The sequence below is a fragment of the Hydrogenophaga sedimenti genome, from assembly GCF_051857515.1.
GTDB lineage: Bacteria > Pseudomonadota > Gammaproteobacteria > Burkholderiales > Burkholderiaceae_C > Hydrogenophaga.
On sequence record NZ_JBPZHA010000004.1, the window covers coordinates 21,789 to 38,596 of the forward strand.

Sequence of the window (16,808 nt, forward strand, 5' to 3'; positions counted from 1 at the left end):
TGGGGGCACCAGTCAATCACGGCTGGTTTCGCGCCGCAACTCGCGGATGCGCGCCTGGATCGCGTCGCGGTCCAGCGCATCGTCGGTGTGCGCGACGTACAGCTCCAGATCCGTCAGCGCCAGCCGCGCATCGCCCATCTCGGCCCAGGCCAGGCCACGGTCGCGGTACTCGATCCAGGCATCGGGCAGCAGGACCAGCAGGCGGTCCAGCACGGCGATCAGCCGCAGCCAGTCTTCCTGCGTCTTGTGGATTTCCTTGAGGTTGCGCAGCATGCGCGCAATGATGTCGCGCGACGGCGCCGCCTGCAGGTAGAGGCCCACCGGCACATCAAAGTCGTCGACCAGGCCGTTGCGCCGCTTGTACGGCTCCAGCCGCTCGGACAGTTCCTCGCGGCTGAGCGACTGGCCGCTGAACGGATCGATCACCACCTGCCCTTCCGGCAGGTTGATCTTGACCAGGAAGTGGCCGGGGAAATTCACGCCGCGGGCCTTCAGGCCCATCCCCTGCGCCAGCTCCAGCCAGAGCACAGCCAGCGAAATCGGGATGCCCCGGCGCGTGCGCAGCAAGACATTGAGGTGGCTGTTGTCCGGGTCGAGGTAATCGTTGACGTTGCCGCCGAAGCCCAGGTCGCGGAAGAAGAACTGGTTGAGCACCCGCAGGCGCTGCAGCGGGTCGGCGTCCGACGGGCAGCGCCGGCGCAGGCGGGAGATGAGCACGTCGACTTCGTCGAGCACTTCCTGCACGTCCAGCCCCGGGTACTCGTCCTGGGCGATGGACGCCGCCGCCTCCAGCAGTGGCAGGCTGTCGTCGTCTTTCACCAGCGCGGCAAAGTAGGCCAGCGGGGTCGGCGAGGGGATTTCGAAGGGCGTGGGCATGGTCGTTCGGCGGACGCCGTCAGCGCGCCCTCAGGCTCATTTTCGGACGAATTGCCGAAGTTTTAAACCCGAAAGTGCGAGCGCAGCGAAATACAGAGCCGCCGCACCCACCACGATCGCCGCCAGCAGGCCCACCCGCAGCAGGCGACCACCCGCGAAAGCGGTCCAGTCCACCGTCTCGGCGCTCCAGAGCAGGAACACCGCCATCAGCGCGCTCGCGGCGAGCACCTGCAACAGGAACCGGCCCCAGCCAGCCGACGGCTGGTAGGCGCCGCGGCGGATCAGCCCCACCAGCAGCAGGGTCGCGTTGACCATGGCGCCCAGCCCGATCGACAGGGCCAGCCCCGCGTGCGCCAGCCGGGGCACGAACAGAACGTTCATCGCCTGGGTCAGCGCCAGCACCAGGATCGCGATCTTGACCGGCGTGCGGATGTCCTGGCGCGCGTAGAACCCGGGCGCCAGCACCTTGATCGCCACCAGTCCCAGCAGGCCCGCGCCGTAGCCCATCAGGGCGTACGAGGTCTGCTCCACGTCACGCGCGGTGAAGGCCCCGTAGTGATACAGCACCGCCACCAGCGGCTTGGCGAATGTCAGCAGCGCCAGCGCGCTGGGCACCGCCAGCAGCACCATCAGGCGCAGGCCCCAGTCGAGCAGCTGGCTGTAGCGGGCGCCATCGTCGGTGGCCTTGGCCGCGGCCAGCTGCGGCAGCAGGACCACCCCCAGCGCCACGCCCAGCATCGCGGTCGGAAACTCCATCAGCAGGTCGGCGTACGACAGCCAGCTGACGCTGCCGGGAGTGAGATGCGAGGCGATCTGCGTGTTGATCAGCAGCGAGATCTGGGCCACGCTCACCCCCAGCAGCGCGGGCAGCATCAGGCTGGTCACGCGGCGCGTGCCCGGATAGAACCAGGCGGCCCTGATCTGCGACCAGCGCCAGCCGATGCGCGGCAGCATGCCGATCTTCAGCAGCGCCGGAATCTGCACGCCCAGTTGCAGCATGCCGCCCAGCATCACGCCCGCCGCCAGCGCATAGATGGGCGCAATGCCGATCGAACGGAACCAGGGGGCGCCCAGCGCGGCGGCCGTGATCATGGCGATGTTCAGCAGCACCGGCGTCGCCGCGGGCACGGCAAACCGCTTCCAGGTATTAAGGATCCCCGCCGACAGCGCCACCAGCGACATGAAGCCGATGTACGGGAACATCCAGCGGGTCATGAACACCGCCGATTCGAAGCCCTCGGCGCTTTGCTTCAGCCCGCTGGCCATGGCCCAGACCAGCACCGGCGCCAGCGCCACGCCCACGACGCAGGTCAGCAGCAGGGCCCAGACCAGCACGGTGGCAATCTGGTTGACCAGGTCGCGCGTGGCCTCGTCACCGTCTTTGGCCCGCACGCCCGCCAGCACCGGTACGAAGGCCTGGCTGAAGGCTCCCTCGGCAAACAGCCGGCGGAACATGTTGGGAATGCGGAACGCCACATTGAAGGCGTCGGTCAGCGGGCTGGCGCCAAACAGGGCGGCAATCAGCAACTGGCGCACCAGACCGGTGATGCGCGAAGCCAGGGTCAACAGGGAAACGAGAGAGGCGGACTTGAAGAGCGACACCGGGGCAGTGTACCGCCCGCCCTCACCACCGGGCGGACGGACTGGCTGGGCTGGGGGGTCCGTGATAGAATCGCGGGCTTTGCTGGCAACATCCCCAAACACTTAAAGGATATTCACCATGGCAACCAAGCCGAAGAAAAAGAACCCCCGTCTGGCGTCTGGCCGCAAACGCGCCCGCCAGGACGTCAAACTGAACGCCGCCAACAGCTCGCTGCGTTCCAAGTACCGCACCGCCGTCAAGAACGTCGAGAAGGCCGTTGTGGCCGGCGACAAGACCAAGGCGGCCGAACTGTTCGCCAAGATGCAAGCCGTGGTCGACACCGTGGCCGACAAGGGCATCTTCCACAAGAACAAGGCCGCTCGCGACAAGAGCCGCCTGTCCGCCAAGGTCAAGGCCCTGGCCACCGCCGCTTAATTTCAGCGGCCACCGGCCTGCCCCGGCAGGCCATCAGCCCGGACCATCGAATCCCTGATTCCCTGGTCCGCCGTTTGAAACGGTGCGCTGCCAGCAAAAAAAAAGAAAACCGCCCCTCGGGGCGGTTTTTCTTTGGGCGACCGGTTTCAGTCGTCGTCCCCACCGATCAGGCCGCCCAGCAGGCCGCCACCCAGAATGCCCGCCGTCAGACCGCCCTGCTCGCCACCCGAGCCGCCACCGCCCTGGGTGCGGGGCGCTGCAGCGAAGATGCGCGAGGCCAGGCGGGCGAACGGCAGCGACTGGATCCAGACCGTGCCCGGGCCGCGCAGGGTCGCGAAAAACAGGCCTTCGCCCCCGAACAGTGCGGTCTTGACGCCACCGACGAACTGGATGTCGAAGTCGACCCCCGTCGTGTAGGCCACGACGCAGCCGGTATCGACCCGCAGCACCTCGCCCGGCGCCAGATCGCGCCGGAGCACGGTGCCACCCGAGTGCACGAAGGCCAGACCGTCGCCCTCGAGCTTCTGCATGATGAAGCCTTCGCCGCCGAAGAAACCGGTGCCCAGCTTGCGCTGGAAGGCAATGCCCAGCGACACACCCTTGGCGGCGCACAGGAAGGCGTCGCGCTGGCAGATCAGGGTGCCGCCCAGCTGCGACAGGTCGAAGGGAATGATCTTGCCGGTGTAGGGCGCGGCGAACGCGACCTTGCGCTTGCCGTTTCCCTGGTTGGTGTAGACCGTGGTGAACAGCGACTCGCCGGTGATCAGGCGTTTGCCCGCGCCCAGCAGTTTGCCGAACAGGCCGCCGGCCGACGAACCGGCCGAACCGTCGCCGAAGACGGTCGTCATCGCGATCCCGTCCTCCATGTACATCATGCTGCCGGCTTCGCCGACCGCGGCCTCGCCGGGGTCCAGCTCGATCTCGATGAACTGCATGTCGTCGCCATGCAGGTAGTAGTCAACAACGTCCATTGCCATGGAAATCACTCCTCAGACAGGGCACATGCCCGACGGGCGGAGGATAGCGGAAGACAGAGCGAGGTGCCCCCATGCCAGAACGCGGCGGGGGTGGGCTATTTCACGTCCGGCAGCAGGCAGCCTTCAACGACCTGCAGGTCGTTGTCCTTGGCGAAGTTCATGCAGAAGTCCCAGGCCATGGGTTCGGCTTCGCGCAGGTCGGTGTGCACGATCACGACCTTCACGCCGTTCATCACGGTCGGCACGCACCAGGGGGAATACGCGATGTGGCTGCCGATGCGGGCGGTGCCGCCGCCGGGGCGGAACTGGCTCATCACGCCCGCCAGCCGTTCCGCCCAGTCGCTGGGCCGAAACGTGCGTCCACCCCGGGTCACACCCTGGATGAACACTTGTTTGGCGGTGGGGGTCTCAGCCATGGAATGAGATGCCGTTGCGGATGGCGGTATTCTATCTTATATAAGACTTGCGCCTAGGGTTAACCCGGCCGCGCGGCGGGACCACCCCGGGTTGACCGCAGTGTGCCGCATGGCTCTGATGCCCAACAAGCAAAGATGATGCCCATTCCTGCGCCTAAAATCGCTTTTCAACGGCTCAACCTGCGTTGAGCCGCTTTCTTTTGGCCCCTTCCCGATCCTCTGGAGTCCGTATGAACGCCGCTGTGTCCGCCCCCGCCGTCCCGTCGTCGCCCCACGTGATGAACACCTACGGGCGTCTGCCGATCGCCATGTCGCACGGCAAAGGCTGCCGCGTCTGGGACGTCAATGGCAAGGAATACCTGGATGCCCTGGCGGGCATTGCGGTGAACACCCTGGGGCATGGCCACCCCAAACTGGTGAAAGCGCTGCAGGAGCAGGTGGCCAAGATGATCCACTGCTGCAACTACTACCACGTGCCCGGCCAGGAAGAACTGGCCAGGCTGCTGGTGGAGCGCTCGGGCCTGACCAACGTCTTCTTCTGCTCCACCGGCCTGGAGGCGAACGAAGCGGCACTGAAGCTGGCGCGCAAGTACGGCCACGACAAGGGCATCGAGCGCCCGGAGATCGTGGTCTATGAAAAAGCCTTCCACGGCCGCTCCATCGCCACGCTGTCGGCCACCGGCAACCCCAAGGTGCAGGCCGGTTTCGGTCCGCTGGTCGAAGGCTTCATCCGCGTGCCGGTGAACGACATCGAGGCACTGAAGAAGGCCACCGCCGGCAACCCCAACGTGGTCGCCGTGTTCTTCGAGACCATCCAGGGCGAAGGCGGCATCAACCCGATGCGCATCGAATACCTCCAGCAGGTGCGCGCCCTGTGCGACACCAACGACTGGCTGATGATGATCGACGAGGTGCAGTGCGGTATGGGCCGCACCGGCAAGTGGTTCGCGCACCAGTGGGCCGGCATCCAGCCCGACGTGATGCCGCTGGCCAAGGGCCTGGGCTCGGGCATGCCGATCGGCGCCGTCGTCGCCGGCCCCAAGGCCGCCAACATCTTCCAGCCGGGCAACCACGGCACCACCTTCGGCGGCAATCCGCTGTCGATGCGCGCGGGCGTCGAGACCATCCGCATCATGGAAGAAGACGGCCTGCTGGAGAACGCGACCAAGGTCGGCAAGCACCTGCAGACCAAGCTGCTGACCGCGCTGCTGGGCAAGAAGGGCGTCAAGGAAGTGCGCGGCCAGGGCCTGATGATCGGCATCGAGCTGGACCAGCCCTGCGGCGTGATCACCCAGCGCGCGGCCGATGCCGGCCTGCTGCTGTCGGTCACGGCCGACAACGTGATCCGCCTGGTGCCGCCGCTGATCATCACCGCCGCCGAGGCCGACGAGATCGTCGCCCGCCTGCTGCCCATCATCGAGACCTTCCTCAAAGAACAGGGCTGATCGCCCGGAGCGCACCGCATGAGCATCCGCCACTACCTGCAGTTCAAGGATTTCAGCGCCGACGAGTACGGCTACCTGCTGCGCCGCGCCGCCTTCATCAAGGGCAAGTTCAAGGCGGTGCAGAAGTACCAGCCCTTCGCCGACCCGGACCGCACCCTGGCCATGATCTTCGAGAAGGCCAGCACGCGCACCCGCGTGAGCTTCGAGGCCGGCATGTACCAGATGGGCGGCTCGGTGGTGCACCTGACCACGGGCGACAGCCAGCTCGGCCGCGCCGAACCGATCGAGGACAGCGCGCGCGTGATCAGCCGCATGGTCGACATCGTGATGATCCGCACCTTCGGCCAGGACAAGCTGGAGAAGTTCGCGCAGTACTCGCGCGTGCCGGTCATCAACGGCCTGACCAACGAGTTCCACCCCTGCCAGATCCTGGCCGACCTGTTCACCCTGGTCGAACACCGCCCGGCCGCCAGCGGCGATCCGCTGGACGCCATCAAGGGCAAGGTCGTGACCTGGGTCGGTGACGGCAACAACATGGCCAACACCTGGCTGCAGGCGGCCGAACTGCTGGGCTTCACCGTGCACGTGAGCACGCCCAGTGGCTACGAGGTCAACGCGCAACTCGCCGGCATCGCCAACCCCGGCTGCTACAAGGTGTTCAGCGATCCGCAGGAAGCCTGCCGCGGCGCCGACCTGGTGACCACCGACGTCTGGACCAGCATGGGCTACGAGGCCGAGAACGAGGTGCGCCGCGCGGCGTTCGCGCAATGGTGCGTCGACGAGGCCATGATGGCCGTGGCCAGACCCGATGCGCTGTTCATGCACTGCCTGCCCGCCCACCGCGGCGAAGAAGTGACCGCCGAGGTCATCGATGGTCCGCAGAGCGTGGTCTGGGACGAGGCCGAGAACCGCATGCACGTGCAGAAGGCGCTGATGGAGTACCTGCTGCTGGGCCAGCTGGCCTGACTGGGCACGTGAGCGCCTGCACCTCCTGCGGCGCCTGCTGCGCCAGCTTCCGCGTGGACTTCTCGGTGTTCGAGACCCAGTCCGAAGGCGGCAGCGTGCCCGACGGGCTGTGGGTGCCGGTGACCGACAGCATCAGCCGCATGCGCGGCACCGACCACGGCCGCCCGCGCTGTGCGGCGCTGTCGGGAAAGATCGGCGAGAAAGCCGTCTGCGGCATCTACGAGTGGCGCCCCAACCCCTGCCGCGAATTCGAAGAAGGCAGCGACGCCTGTGCCCAGGCCCGCCGCCGCCACGGGCTGCCGCCCATCGGCGAACACCCGACGTCCTGAGACCCATCCATGCAGGCCCTGTTCGACGCCATCGCCAGCGCTGTCATGCCGACGGACGCGCAGCGCATCTTTCACGGTCGTGGCGGGCGGTATCCGGGCTGTGAAGCCTGGACCCTCGACGCCTTTCCCCCCGTCTGGCTGGTCACCAAGTTCGGGGACGCCACGTCAGAGGAAATGGCCGCGCTGACGGCCGCGCTGCAGGTGCGGCACGCGCAGCTCGCGCCGCCCGACACCCCGTTGAATGCCGTGCTCCAGACCCGCCGCGAAGGCCGCAGCGAAACCACCGTGCTCGCCGGCAGCGTGCCCGAGCCGCACGGGGTGACGGAAGACGGCACGAAGTACCGCGTGAACCTGCAGCGCGGCCAGAACCACGGCCTGTTCCTGGACATGGCCGAAGGCCGGCGCTGGGTGCGCGCGCACGCGAAGGGCGCCAAGGTGCTCAACCTGTTCGCCTACACCTGCGCCTTCTCGGTGGCGGCCCTGGAAGCCGGCGCGAAGGAAGTGGTGAACATCGACATGGCGCAGGGTGCGCTGACCACCGGCCAGCAGAACCACCAGCTCAACGGTTTGAACAGCGGCGCCAAGTTCCTCGCGCACGACCTGTTCAGCTCCTGGGGCAAGGTCACGCGCATGGGGCCGTACGACCTCGTGATCGCCGACCCGCCGAGTTACCAGAAGGGCAGCTTTGTCGCGGCCAAGGACTGGCCGCGCCTGCTGCGCCGCCTGCCGGACCTGCTCAAGCCGGGCGGTCGCGCCCTGCTCTGCCTGAACGCGCCGGAAATGCCCGAATCGTTCCTGCGCGAGCAGCTGGCGGCCGAAGCGCCGACGATGGTGATGGAGCAGCGGCTGGCCAACCCGGCCGTGTTCGCGGACGTGTCGCCCGACCGGGCACTGAAGGTGATGGTGGCATCGCTGCCGCCGCTGTGAAGCGCTGATTCGGCCGGCTCAGTGGCAGCCGCCGGACGCGCTGGAGCATCCCTTGCAGCCGCCGCAGGCCGGACCGCCCGCTTTGTCCGCCGGCACCGCAGCCGCCGCCGGACCTGCCGCCCTCCGCGCCAGCCAGCGCCGCAGCGGCGGACGCACGAGGTAGACGACCGCGGCCGCCACACACAGGACAACGATCAGGGTCTGGGCATTCATGCGGCACTCCAGTGCAAGGCGATGCGGTAGGTCAGCCACGACGCGAAATAGGCCAGGGCAAACAGGTAGGCCATGACGATGGCCACATGGCGCGCGCCGCCGGCCTCGCGCTTGACGGCGGCGAGCATGGCCACACACTGCGGCGCGTAGATGAACCAGACCATCAGCGACAGCGCGGTGGGCAGCGACCACTGGTGCCCGATCACGCCGCCCAGCGCCTCGGCCACCTGGTCGCCGGAGGCGCTCAGCGCGTACACCGTGCCCAGCGCCGCGACCACGACTTCTCGCGCCGCCATCGCCGGAATCAGCGCCACCACGATGCGCCAGTCGAAGCCCAGCGGCGCGAACAGCGGCGCCAGGAAGTGCCCCAGGCGACCGGCTGCGCTGTATTCCACCGCCGGCCCGGTGAAGCCCTCGGGCGGCACGGGGTAGCTGGACAGAAACCACAGCAGGACCATCAGCGCCAGGATGATGCCGCCGACCCGCTTGACGAAGATGTTGGCGCGCTCCCAGAGGCCACGCGCGATGTTGCGCACGCTGGGCAGGCGGTAGGCCGGCAGTTCCATCAGCAGCGGCGTCTGCCGCCCGCCCGCCGTGCGGCGCGAAACGATGTAGGCCACCGCCATCGCGCTGACGATGCCGGCCACATACAGGCCGAACAGCACCAGCCCCTGCAGGTTGAACACGCCTCCGACCTCGCGCTGGGGGATGAAGGCCGCGATCAGCAGCGCATACACCGGCAGCCGCGCCGAACAGGTCATCAGCGGCGCCACCAGGATGGTCAGCCAGCGGTCGCGCCAGTGGCTGATGGTGCGCGTGGCCATGATGCCGGGCACCGCGCAGGCAAAGCTGGAAAGCAGCGGAATGAAGGAACGGCCCGAGAGGCCCACCGTGCCCATGAGCCGGTCCATCAGGAAGGCCGCGCGCGGCAGGTAGCCCGTGTCTTCCAGCAGGAAGATGAAGAAGAACAGGATCAGGATCTGCGGCAGGAACACCAGCACGCCACCCGCCCCGGCGATCACGCCGTCGACCAGCAGGCTGCGCAGCGGACCATCGGCCATGTGGGCCGACACCTGCTCACCCAGCCAGCCCATGCCGGCCTCGATCGCGTCCATCGGCCACGCCGCCCAGGCGAACACGGCCTGGAACATCAGCATCAGCAAGGCGGCCAGCAGCACATAGCCGAAGAACGGGTGCATGGCCCAGCGGTCGATGCGGTCGCTCAGCGCCCAGCGGCGCGGCGGCACCTGCAGCACGTCGGCCAGCAGCTCGCGCACGCGGGTGTTGAGCCAGACCGGGTCGATGTCGCCCACGTCGCCGCCCGCCGCTGGCGCCGGATGCGCCCCCGCCAGGCCCTGCGCCAGCGTGGCGTCCAGCTGGGCCAGCAGATCCTTCGCGCCGTCGCTGTGCACGCTGACGGCCGTCACGACCGGCATGCCCAGCCGCTCGCCCAGCTTCGCGTGGTCGATGCGCATGCCCTGCGCCTGCGCCACGTCGAACATGTTGAGCACCAGCACCATCGGCAGGCCCAGCGCCTGCGCCTCCAGCACCAGCCGCAGGTTCAGCTGCAGGTTGGTCGCATCGGCCACGCAGACCAGCAGGTCGGGCCGCGCCTCGCCCGCCAGCCGACCGGTCACCACATCGCGCGTGACCACCTCGTCGTGGCTCAGCGGGGCCAGGCTGTAGGTGCCGGGCAGGTCCAGCAGCTGGGCGCGGTGGCCGGCCGGTGTGGTGACCCAGCCGGACTTGCGTTCGACCGTGACACCGGCGTAGTTGGCAACCTTCTGACGGGTGCCGGTCAGCAGGTTGAACAGCGCGGTCTTGCCGCAGTTGGGGTTGCCCAGCAGGGCGAGTTTGGGGGCGGCGGTGTCCATGCTCAGGCGTCCGGCTGGGCGGCGCGCACGCGCAGCAGCGCCGCTTCGTGGGACCGCAGGGCGAAGGTCGACTGTCCGACGCGCACGGCAATCGGGCCGCCCCGCAGCCAGCCGCGCGACACCACCCGCAGCACCTCACCCGGCAGGAAACCGATCTCGGCCAGCCGGTGCAGGGTGCGCGCCTGCTCGTCGTCGCCCGCCGGCGCCAGGGCCATCAGCTCGGCCGGACGGTGTGGTGGCCAGGCATCCAGCCCGACCCAGGGCCGGGAAGACGCGGAGACCGTGCCATCGGTCGGGAGATTCAGTCGCATGGAGGCTTCGGGCATGGTGGTGGTGATGGAGATTCCGTATGGAACGACTGTACGGGAATGAAAATGTTTCGCATTTGGCTTTTGTCAAGGTCCGGGCAGATTTCCGGCATCCGATCAATTTGTTTAGACCTCAAGTATTTTTGCTTCTCGTTGGAAATAACCGACACCACGGTTTTTTCCCCGGTGCTACCTTCGCCAGACCATGAAAAAGCTCTGGGACATTTCCCCGCCCGTGCACGCCGCCTCGCCGGTGTTTCCGGGCGATACCGCCTACGCGCAACAGTGGGTCGCGAGCATCGGTCCGGGCTGCCCGGTCAATGTCAGCGCCATCACGCTGAGCCCGCACGTCGGCGCCCACGCCGACGCGCCGCTGCACTACGACCCCGATGGCGCGGCCATCGGCGCGGTGGATCTGCAGGCCTTCCTCGGCCCCTGCCGCGTCATTCACGCCATCGGCTGCGGGCCGCTGGTGAAGCCGGAACACCTGGCCCATGCCATGCAAGACCTGCCGGAACGGGTGCTGGTGCGGGTCTATGAGCGCATGCCGCAGGACCGCTTCGACACCGCCCTGCCCGCCTTTGCGCCCGAGACCGTCGCGCTGCTGGCCGACCGGGGCGTGCTGCTGATCGGCATCGACAGCGCCAGCATCGACCCGGCCGAGAGCAAGACCCTGGACAGCCACCAGACCATCCGCCAGCGCGGCCTGCGCGTGCTGGAGAACCTGCTGCTCGACGGCGTGCCCGAGGGCGACTACGAACTGATCGCCCTGCCCCTGAAACTGACCACCGCCGATGCCAGCCCGGTGCGCGCGGTGCTGCGAGAACTTTGAACCCGACGGAGACAACACCATGACCACCAGAGAAGACTGCCTGCAGCGCGATGTCCAGGACCCGCTGCGCGACCTGCGCGACCAGTTCAACCTCCCCGATGGCACCATCTACCTCGACGGCAACTCGCTGGGCGTGATGCCGCGCGCCGCGCCCGGCCGCGTGGCCCAGGTGGTGACGCAGGAATGGGGCACCGACCTGATCCAGAGCTGGAACAAGCACGGCTGGTTCCAGATGCCGCAGAAAGTGGGCGACAAGATCGCGCGCCTGATCGGCGCCGGCCCTGGCGAGGTGGTCGCCACCGACAGCACCTCGGTCAACCTGTTCAAGGTGCTGACCGCCGCGATGAACATCGCCGCCGCCGATGCGCCACAGCGCAAACGCATCGTGAGCGAGCGCAGCAACTTCCCGACCGACCTCTACATCGCCGAAGCCCTGTGCAAGCAGCACGGCATGGAGCTGCTGCTGGTCGAGCCCGAGGAGATCGCCGCGGCGCTGACCGCCGACGTGGCCATCCTGATGCTCACGCACGTCAACTACCGCACCGGCGCGATGCACGACATGGCGGCCGTGACCGCCGCCGCGCACGCCGAAGGCATCCTCACCGTGTGGGACCTGGCGCACAGCGCGGGCGCCGTGCCGGTGGATCTGAAGAAGGCCAAAGCCGACTTCTCGGTCGGTTGCGGCTACAAGTACCTCAACGGTGGTCCCGGCGCACCCGCCTTCGTCTGGGTCAATCCGCGACACGCCGACCGCTTCTGGCAGCCGCTGGCCGGCTGGTGGGGCCACGCCACCCCGTTCGAATTCACGCCCGACTACCGGCCCGCGCCGGGCATCACCCGCTACCAGTGCGGCACGCAACCCATGATCAGCCTGGCGGCCCTGGAATGCGGCGTCGACACCGTGCTGGGCGCCGATCCCTTCGGCGGCATGGCGACGCTGCGCGCCAAGTCGCTGGCGCTGACCGACCTGTTCATCCAGCTGGTCGAAGAGCGCTGCGCCGGCCACGGCCTGGGCCTGGCGACGCCGCGCGAGCACGCGCAACGCGGCTCTCAAGTGTGTTTGACAAAGGACGAAGGCGCCTACGCCATCGTGCAGGCCCTGATCGCGCGCGGCGTGATCGGCGACTACCGCGCCGGCGACGGCGCACGGCACCAGGACATCCTGCGCTTCGGCTTCACGCCGCTGTACATCGGTTTTGTGGATGTGTGGAACGCGGTCGAGCAGCTCAAGCAGGTGCTGGAAACCGGCGAGTGGAAACGCGCCGAGTTCAACCGCAAGCACGCGGTGACCTGAAGGAGACGCGCCATGACCTGCCCCTACCACGACCAGCCGACCACCTCGGCCACCGAAGCCATCGTGCGCGACGAGAAGGCCCAGCTCGACTTCAGCCGCGACATGAGCTACGGCGACTACCTGCAGCTCGACGCGATCCTGAACGCACAGAAGCCGCTCTCGCCCGCGTACGACGAGCTGCTGTTCATCGTGCAGCACCAGACCAGCGAGCTCTGGATGAAGCTGATGCTGCACGAGCTGACCGCCGCAATCCGCAACATCGCGGCCGACGAGCTCAACGCCGCGTTCAAGCAGATGGCGCGCGTCTCGAAAATCATGGAGCAGCTGGTGCACGCCTGGGACGTGCTGGCCACCATGACGCCGCCGGAGTACAGCGCGATCCGCCCCTACCTCGGCCACTCGAGCGGCTTCCAGAGCTTCCAGTACCGCTGCATCGAGTTTTCGATGGGCAACAAGAACGCGGCCATGCTGCAGCCGCACGCCCACCACCCGGAACGCGCGGCCATGGTGCAGGCGGCCTACGAAACGCCCTCGCTGTACGACGAGGCCCTGCGCCTGCTGGCGCGGCGCGGCATCGCCGTGCCGGCCTCGCACCTGGAACGCGACTGGACCCAGCCCTACGCCGCCAGCGAGGCGGTGGAGCAGGCCTGGCTGCAGGTCTACCGCGACCCGAAAGCGCACTGGGACCTCTACCAGCTCGGCGAAGAACTCACCGACCTCGAAGACGCCTTCCGTCTCTGGCGCTTCCGCCACGTGACCACGGTGGAGCGCGTGATCGGCTTCAAGCGCGGCACCGGCGGCACGGGCGGCGTGAGCTATCTGCGCAAGATGCTGGACGTGGTGCTTTTTCCGGAAATCTGGACATTGAGAACAGCGCTGTAGCCAGCGCCTGCGGCATCATCGCCGCATGGTCGTTCCAACGCTTTCCGATCTGCGCCGCCACGCCGTGGCGCGCAGCCTCTTCACGCCCACCACATTGCCCAGAGCCATCGAACGGCTGGGCTTCGTGCAGGCCGATCCGATCCGTTCGCCCGCGCGGGCGCAGGACCTGACGCTGCGCCACCGCGTCAAGGGCTACCGTGTCGGCGACCTGGAACGGCGCTACGCGGCGCTCGAGGTGGAAGAGGACTTCTTCGTCAACTACGGCTTCGTCACGCCCGCGCTGCACGCGCTGATGCACCCGCGCAGCGCGCTGCGCGAATGGCCGGCCGAGCGCTGGGCGCAGGCCGAAGCGGTCTGGCACTTCGTGCAGGCGCGCGGCGAAGCCCACCCGCGCGAGGTCGATGCGCACTTTGCCCACGGCCACACCACCAACGGCTTCGGCGGCCAGTCCAAGGCCAGCACCCAGCTGCTGGACGCCATGCACTACCGCGGCTTGCTGCGCGTGGCGCGGCGCGAGGGCGGCATCCGGCTCTACGCGGCGCACCAGCCGCAGACCGCGCCGGAGGATGTGGCCGCCGTGCTGGACCGGCTGGTCGATGTGCTGATCAACAAGTACGCCCCGCTGCCGCAACCGGGCCTGCGCCAGCTGGTGGCCATGCTGCAGCACGCGGTGCCGCAGTGGAAAGGGCAGTTGCGCGCCGCGCTGCAACGCGCCACGCAACGCCTGCCGAACGCCGAAGTGGACGGTGTGCGCTGGTTCTGGCCCGACGGCGAAGACCCGGCCGCGCGCCGCTGGAAAGCGCCGGACGGCGTGCGCCTGCTGGCGCCCTTCGACCCGGTCGTCTGGGACCGCAACCGCTTCGAACGTCTGTGGGGCTGGGCCTACCGTTTCGAGGCCTACACGCCACCGGCCAGACGCGTGCGCGGCTACTACGCCATGCCGCTGCTCTGGCGCGACGAGGTCGTCGGCTGGGGCAACCTGTCGGTGGCCGAAGGGCGGCTGCAAGCGGACATCGGCTACGTGAGCGGACAGGCGCCAAAAGAGGCTGGCTACCGCCAGGCACTGGACGCCGAGCTGGCCGACATCAGCCTGTTTTTGGGAACGTCACATCACTGACCCGCAGCGCGGCAGGGGTGGTCAAGGTCGGATGTCGTTCTTGCGAATCACCTCGGCCATCGCTGCCGTGTCCGCCGCAATGCGCTTGGCCAGACCTTCGGGCGAGGTGCCCGCGACCTGCCAGCCCTGGTTGAGAATCTTCTGGCGGATCTCGGGACGGCGCACGATCTCGGCCAGCAGCGTGGCCAGCTTCTGCACGTGCGCCTTGGGCAGCCCCACCGGCGCGGCGACCGCGTTCCAGATTTCCAGCTGCAGGCCCTGCACGCCCGCCTCACCCAGGCTGGGCAGTTCGGGCGCCACGCTGCTGCGGCCGGCGGAAGTGACGCCGATCGCCTTGAGCTTGCCGGCCTTGACCTGGGTCATCGCCAGCCCGGGTGGCAGCAGCGCCATCTGGATCTGGCCGCCGATCAGCGCCGTGATCACCTGCGGATTGCCCGGGTAGGGCACGTGCACCGGCGCCATGCCGGCCTTGCCCTTGAGCAGCTCCATGCCCAGGTGCGCCACGGTGCCGACCCCCGGCGTGCCGTAGTTCCACTTGTCGCCACTGGCTCGCGCCTCGTCGAAGAAGGCCTTGCCGCCCGCCGCCGTGCCCGCCGGCACGGCCAGCACCAGCGGCGACACCGCCAGCAGCGACACCGGCTGCAGCTCCTTGAGCGGGTCGTAGGTCGTGGCGGGGTTGAGGATCTTGGCGATGGTCAGGTTGCCGTTGATCATCAGGCCCAGCGTGTGGTCGTCGGTCGCCTTGGCCACCGCGTCGGCGCCGATGTTGCCGCCCGCCCCCACCTTGTTTTCCACCACCACCGGCTGGCCCAGCGCCTGCGACAGCGGCTCGGCGATGGTGCGCGCCATCAGGTCGGGCGACGACCCGGCCGGAAAGCCCACCACCAGCTTGACCGGGTGGCTGGGCCAAGCGGTCTGGGCGAACACGGCGGAGACACTGAAGCTCAGCGCCAGGGCGGTGGCGATGGCGTGGCGGCGGCGGGGCTGGAACATGTGTCGAATCCTTGGCGGTGAATCAGCCCGCCAGGGGATCGGGCGGGCCGCTGTACAGCCAGGGATTGTCCATCAGCGACTCGCCCAGCATCGCCATCGCCACATTGCGCGCGAAACGCAGCGGGCCGCTGGCGTGGAAGATCGTGCCGTTGCGCTGCGAGCGGCTCTGCACCCGCGCATTGCGCTGCCAGCGGGTCTGGGCGTACCGGGCCAGCAGCGCGGGCCAGCCGGGCGCGCCATCGGCCGCACCGGCCAGCCGGCCCAGCGTCCAGGCGTCCTCGATCGCCATCGCCGCACCCTGCGCCAGATACGGCCGCAGCGGATGGGCCGCATCGCCCAGCAGCGCGACCCGGCCCCGGGCATGTTCTTCGGCACTGGCGACCGGGTTGCGGTCGTTGAGCGCCCAGAGCTTCCATTCGCCCACCCGGTCCAGCATGGTGTTCAGCTCGGGCGAGATCGGTCCCAGGGCGCGCAGCAGGTCGGCCTGCCGGGCTTCGTGGCTCCAGCTCTGCGGATCGCTGCCGGGTGGTCCGCCGTGGCCATGGCCGAGCATGCCCTCGACCACCGCCACCACGTTGAACCACTCGCCGCGGCGCACCGGGTAGTGCACCACGTGCAGCCGCGGCCCCAGCCAGGCGGTGACCACCGGGTCGCGCAACATGCCCGGCAGGTCGCCGGCCGCCACCATGCCGCGGTAGGCCAGGTGCCCGCTCACGCGCGTCGGCTGGGCGCCCAGCATCTCCTGCCGCACCCGGCTCCACAGACCGTCGGCCCCCACCAGGGCGCCGGCGTCGAACACCGTGCCGTTCTCGCAGGTCACGCGCACACCGGTACCGGATTCTTCGTAACCGGCCAGGCGGGTGTCCAGGTGCAGGCGCACGCGCGGTTCGCGCCGCACCGCCTCCAGCAGCAGGGCGTGCAGGTCGACGCGGTGGATGGTCGCGTAGGGTTGTCCGTAATGGGCCCGGCTGAGCGCCCCCAGGCGCAGCTGGCCCAGCGTGGATGCGCTGTGCGCATCGCGCACCTGCAGCGACTCGGGGAAGGCCGCGCAGGCGTGCAGCGCGTCGGTCAGGCCCCAGGCGTCGAGCACCCGCACGGCGTTGGGTCCGAGCTGCAGGCCCGCACCCACCTCACCAAAGGCGGGGGCCTGCTCCAGCAGGTCCACTTCCACACCAGCACGCGAGAGGGCCAGCGCCGACGCCAGCCCACCGATGCCACCACCGGCCACGACCACCTTGTTGTTCATGGGCGCCGATTGTGCCGGCCCGAAGCCCCCCGGCGTTGACAAATGTCAGGGACTGGTGACGACGGTCCGGCGCCGGGCAGCCCCAAGCCGGACCAG

At 68.6% G+C, this 16,808-nt stretch carries 18 protein-coding genes; 9 read left to right on the forward strand and 9 right to left on the reverse strand.

Going from position 1 to position 16,808, the window contains the following annotated elements:
• Positions 1-12 precede the first annotated feature (12 nt).
• Complete coding sequence (locus ACS5NL_RS07385) at positions 13-876, reverse strand: SirB1 family protein (RefSeq protein WP_439353018.1); 864 nt, start codon at positions 874-876, stop codon at positions 13-15.
• A 36-nt stretch (positions 877-912) separates the two neighbouring features.
• A complete protein-coding gene (gene murJ, locus ACS5NL_RS07390; protein WP_439353019.1) occupies positions 913-2,478 on the reverse strand; it encodes a murein biosynthesis integral membrane protein MurJ in 1,566 nt (521 codons plus the stop codon).
• Positions 2,479-2,596: 118 nt separating this feature from the next.
• On the opposite strand from murJ, the gene rpsT reads away from it, so the two are divergent.
• Positions 2,597-2,893, forward strand: coding sequence for a 30S ribosomal protein S20 (gene rpsT / locus ACS5NL_RS07395; RefSeq protein WP_347250784.1), 297 nt, complete (start codon positions 2,597-2,599; stop codon positions 2,891-2,893).
• 146 nt (positions 2,894-3,039) lie between these two features.
• Here rpsT and ACS5NL_RS07400 read toward each other — a convergent pair whose 3' ends face one another.
• Together ACS5NL_RS07400 and ACS5NL_RS07405 are read right to left on the reverse strand one after the other, a co-directional pair.
• On the reverse strand, positions 3,040-3,870 hold the full coding sequence (locus tag ACS5NL_RS07400) for a TIGR00266 family protein (RefSeq protein WP_439353021.1): 831 nt from the start codon (positions 3,868-3,870) through the stop codon (positions 3,040-3,042).
• A 95-nt stretch (positions 3,871-3,965) separates the two neighbouring features.
• A complete protein-coding gene (locus ACS5NL_RS07405; protein ID WP_439353023.1) occupies positions 3,966-4,286 on the reverse strand; it encodes a DUF3579 domain-containing protein in 321 nt (106 codons plus the stop codon).
• Between the two features lie 242 nt (positions 4,287-4,528).
• On the opposite strand from ACS5NL_RS07405, the gene ACS5NL_RS07410 reads away from it, so the two are divergent.
• Genes ACS5NL_RS07410 through ACS5NL_RS07425 form a run of 4 tightly spaced genes read left to right on the forward strand, consistent with a single transcriptional unit; the run spans position 4,529 to position 7,953 of the window.
• Complete coding sequence (locus tag ACS5NL_RS07410; RefSeq protein WP_439353471.1) at positions 4,529-5,731, forward strand: aspartate aminotransferase family protein; 1,203 nt, start codon at positions 4,529-4,531, stop codon at positions 5,729-5,731.
• A gap of 18 nt (positions 5,732-5,749) precedes the next feature.
• The gene (gene argF, locus ACS5NL_RS07415) at positions 5,750-6,697 is read left to right on the forward strand and encodes an ornithine carbamoyltransferase (RefSeq protein ID WP_439353025.1); all 948 of its coding nucleotides are present in this window, start codon (positions 5,750-5,752) and stop codon (positions 6,695-6,697) included.
• Between the two features lie 8 nt (positions 6,698-6,705).
• Entirely contained in the window at positions 6,706-7,026 is a 321-nt protein-coding gene (locus ACS5NL_RS07420) for a YkgJ family cysteine cluster protein (protein WP_439353027.1), read from the forward strand.
• Positions 7,027-7,035: 9 nt separating this feature from the next.
• Positions 7,036-7,953, forward strand: a complete 918-nt coding sequence (locus tag ACS5NL_RS07425) for a class I SAM-dependent methyltransferase (RefSeq protein WP_439353029.1) — start codon at positions 7,036-7,038, stop codon at positions 7,951-7,953.
• 18 nt (positions 7,954-7,971) lie between these two features.
• Here ACS5NL_RS07425 and ACS5NL_RS07430 read toward each other — a convergent pair whose 3' ends face one another.
• From ACS5NL_RS07430 to ACS5NL_RS07440, 3 genes are read right to left on the reverse strand one after another with little or no spacing between them, the layout of a single operon-like run.
• On the reverse strand, positions 7,972-8,166 hold the full coding sequence (locus ACS5NL_RS07430; protein WP_439353031.1) for a hypothetical protein: 195 nt from the start codon (positions 8,164-8,166) through the stop codon (positions 7,972-7,974).
• The gene (feoB, locus tag ACS5NL_RS07435) at positions 8,163-10,040 is read right to left on the reverse strand and encodes a ferrous iron transport protein B (RefSeq protein WP_439353033.1); all 1,878 of its coding nucleotides are present in this window, start codon (positions 10,038-10,040) and stop codon (positions 8,163-8,165) included. The genes ACS5NL_RS07430 and feoB overlap by 4 nt, the downstream gene beginning before the upstream one ends.
• Before the next feature lie 2 nt (positions 10,041-10,042).
• Positions 10,043-10,351: a FeoA family protein gene (locus ACS5NL_RS07440; RefSeq protein ID WP_439353035.1), complete on the reverse strand. Its 309-nt coding sequence runs from the start codon at positions 10,349-10,351 to the stop codon at positions 10,043-10,045.
• A gap of 202 nt (positions 10,352-10,553) precedes the next feature.
• Between ACS5NL_RS07440 and kynB the strand changes: the two genes are divergently transcribed.
• The 4 genes from kynB to ACS5NL_RS07460 are packed head-to-tail and all read left to right on the forward strand — an operon-like array spanning position 10,554 to position 14,473.
• Positions 10,554-11,180 carry an arylformamidase gene (gene kynB / locus ACS5NL_RS07445; RefSeq protein ID WP_439353037.1) on the forward strand — a complete coding sequence of 209 codons (627 nt, stop codon included), beginning with the start codon at positions 10,554-10,556 and terminating at the stop codon, positions 11,178-11,180.
• Positions 11,181-11,199: 19 nt separating this feature from the next.
• On the forward strand, positions 11,200-12,474 hold the full coding sequence (gene kynU, locus ACS5NL_RS07450) for a kynureninase (RefSeq protein ID WP_439353039.1): 1,275 nt from the start codon (positions 11,200-11,202) through the stop codon (positions 12,472-12,474).
• A 12-nt stretch (positions 12,475-12,486) separates the two neighbouring features.
• On the forward strand, positions 12,487-13,356 hold the full coding sequence (kynA, locus tag ACS5NL_RS07455; RefSeq protein WP_439353041.1) for a tryptophan 2,3-dioxygenase: 870 nt from the start codon (positions 12,487-12,489) through the stop codon (positions 13,354-13,356).
• A 25-nt stretch (positions 13,357-13,381) separates the two neighbouring features.
• Positions 13,382-14,473, forward strand: a complete 1,092-nt coding sequence (locus tag ACS5NL_RS07460; protein WP_439353043.1) for a DNA glycosylase AlkZ-like family protein — start codon at positions 13,382-13,384, stop codon at positions 14,471-14,473.
• A 21-nt stretch (positions 14,474-14,494) separates the two neighbouring features.
• Here the strand turns inward: ACS5NL_RS07460 and ACS5NL_RS07465 are convergent, their stop codons facing one another.
• Complete coding sequence (locus tag ACS5NL_RS07465; protein ID WP_439353045.1) at positions 14,495-15,466, reverse strand: Bug family tripartite tricarboxylate transporter substrate binding protein; 972 nt, start codon at positions 15,464-15,466, stop codon at positions 14,495-14,497.
• 22 nt (positions 15,467-15,488) lie between these two features.
• A complete protein-coding gene (locus ACS5NL_RS07470) occupies positions 15,489-16,712 on the reverse strand; it encodes an FAD-dependent monooxygenase (RefSeq protein WP_439353047.1) in 1,224 nt (407 codons plus the stop codon).
• Positions 16,713-16,808 lie beyond the last annotated feature (96 nt).

Excerpts from the sequence above, each read along its gene's own strand:
- kynA (WP_439353041.1), top strand. The coding sequence starts at position 12,487 with ATGACCTGCCCCTACCACGACCAGCCGACCACCTCGGCCACCGAAGCC.
- ACS5NL_RS07385 (WP_439353018.1), bottom strand. The coding sequence starts at position 876 with ATGCCCACGCCCTTCGAAATCCCCTCGCCGACCCCGCTGGCCTACTTT.
- ACS5NL_RS07470 (WP_439353047.1), bottom strand. The coding sequence starts at position 16,712 with ATGAACAACAAGGTGGTCGTGGCCGGTGGTGGCATCGGTGGGCTGGCG.
- ACS5NL_RS07430 (WP_439353031.1), bottom strand. The coding sequence starts at position 8,166 with ATGAATGCCCAGACCCTGATCGTTGTCCTGTGTGTGGCGGCCGCGGTC.
- kynB (WP_439353037.1), top strand. The coding sequence starts at position 10,554 with ATGAAAAAGCTCTGGGACATTTCCCCGCCCGTGCACGCCGCCTCGCCG.
- ACS5NL_RS07425 (WP_439353029.1), top strand. The coding sequence starts at position 7,036 with ATGCAGGCCCTGTTCGACGCCATCGCCAGCGCTGTCATGCCGACGGAC.
- ACS5NL_RS07405 (WP_439353023.1), bottom strand. The coding sequence starts at position 4,286 with ATGGCTGAGACCCCCACCGCCAAACAAGTGTTCATCCAGGGTGTGACC.
- feoB (WP_439353033.1), bottom strand. The coding sequence starts at position 10,040 with ATGGACACCGCCGCCCCCAAACTCGCCCTGCTGGGCAACCCCAACTGC.
- rpsT (WP_347250784.1), top strand. The coding sequence starts at position 2,597 with ATGGCAACCAAGCCGAAGAAAAAGAACCCCCGTCTGGCGTCTGGCCGC.
- ACS5NL_RS07400 (WP_439353021.1), bottom strand. The coding sequence starts at position 3,870 with ATGGCAATGGACGTTGTTGACTACTACCTGCATGGCGACGACATGCAG.
- ACS5NL_RS07465 (WP_439353045.1), bottom strand. The coding sequence starts at position 15,466 with ATGTTCCAGCCCCGCCGCCGCCACGCCATCGCCACCGCCCTGGCGCTG.
- kynU (WP_439353039.1), top strand. The coding sequence starts at position 11,200 with ATGACCACCAGAGAAGACTGCCTGCAGCGCGATGTCCAGGACCCGCTG.
- argF (WP_439353025.1), top strand. The coding sequence starts at position 5,750 with ATGAGCATCCGCCACTACCTGCAGTTCAAGGATTTCAGCGCCGACGAG.
- ACS5NL_RS07460 (WP_439353043.1), top strand. The coding sequence starts at position 13,382 with ATGGTCGTTCCAACGCTTTCCGATCTGCGCCGCCACGCCGTGGCGCGC.
- ACS5NL_RS07440 (WP_439353035.1), bottom strand. The coding sequence starts at position 10,351 with ATGCGACTGAATCTCCCGACCGATGGCACGGTCTCCGCGTCTTCCCGG.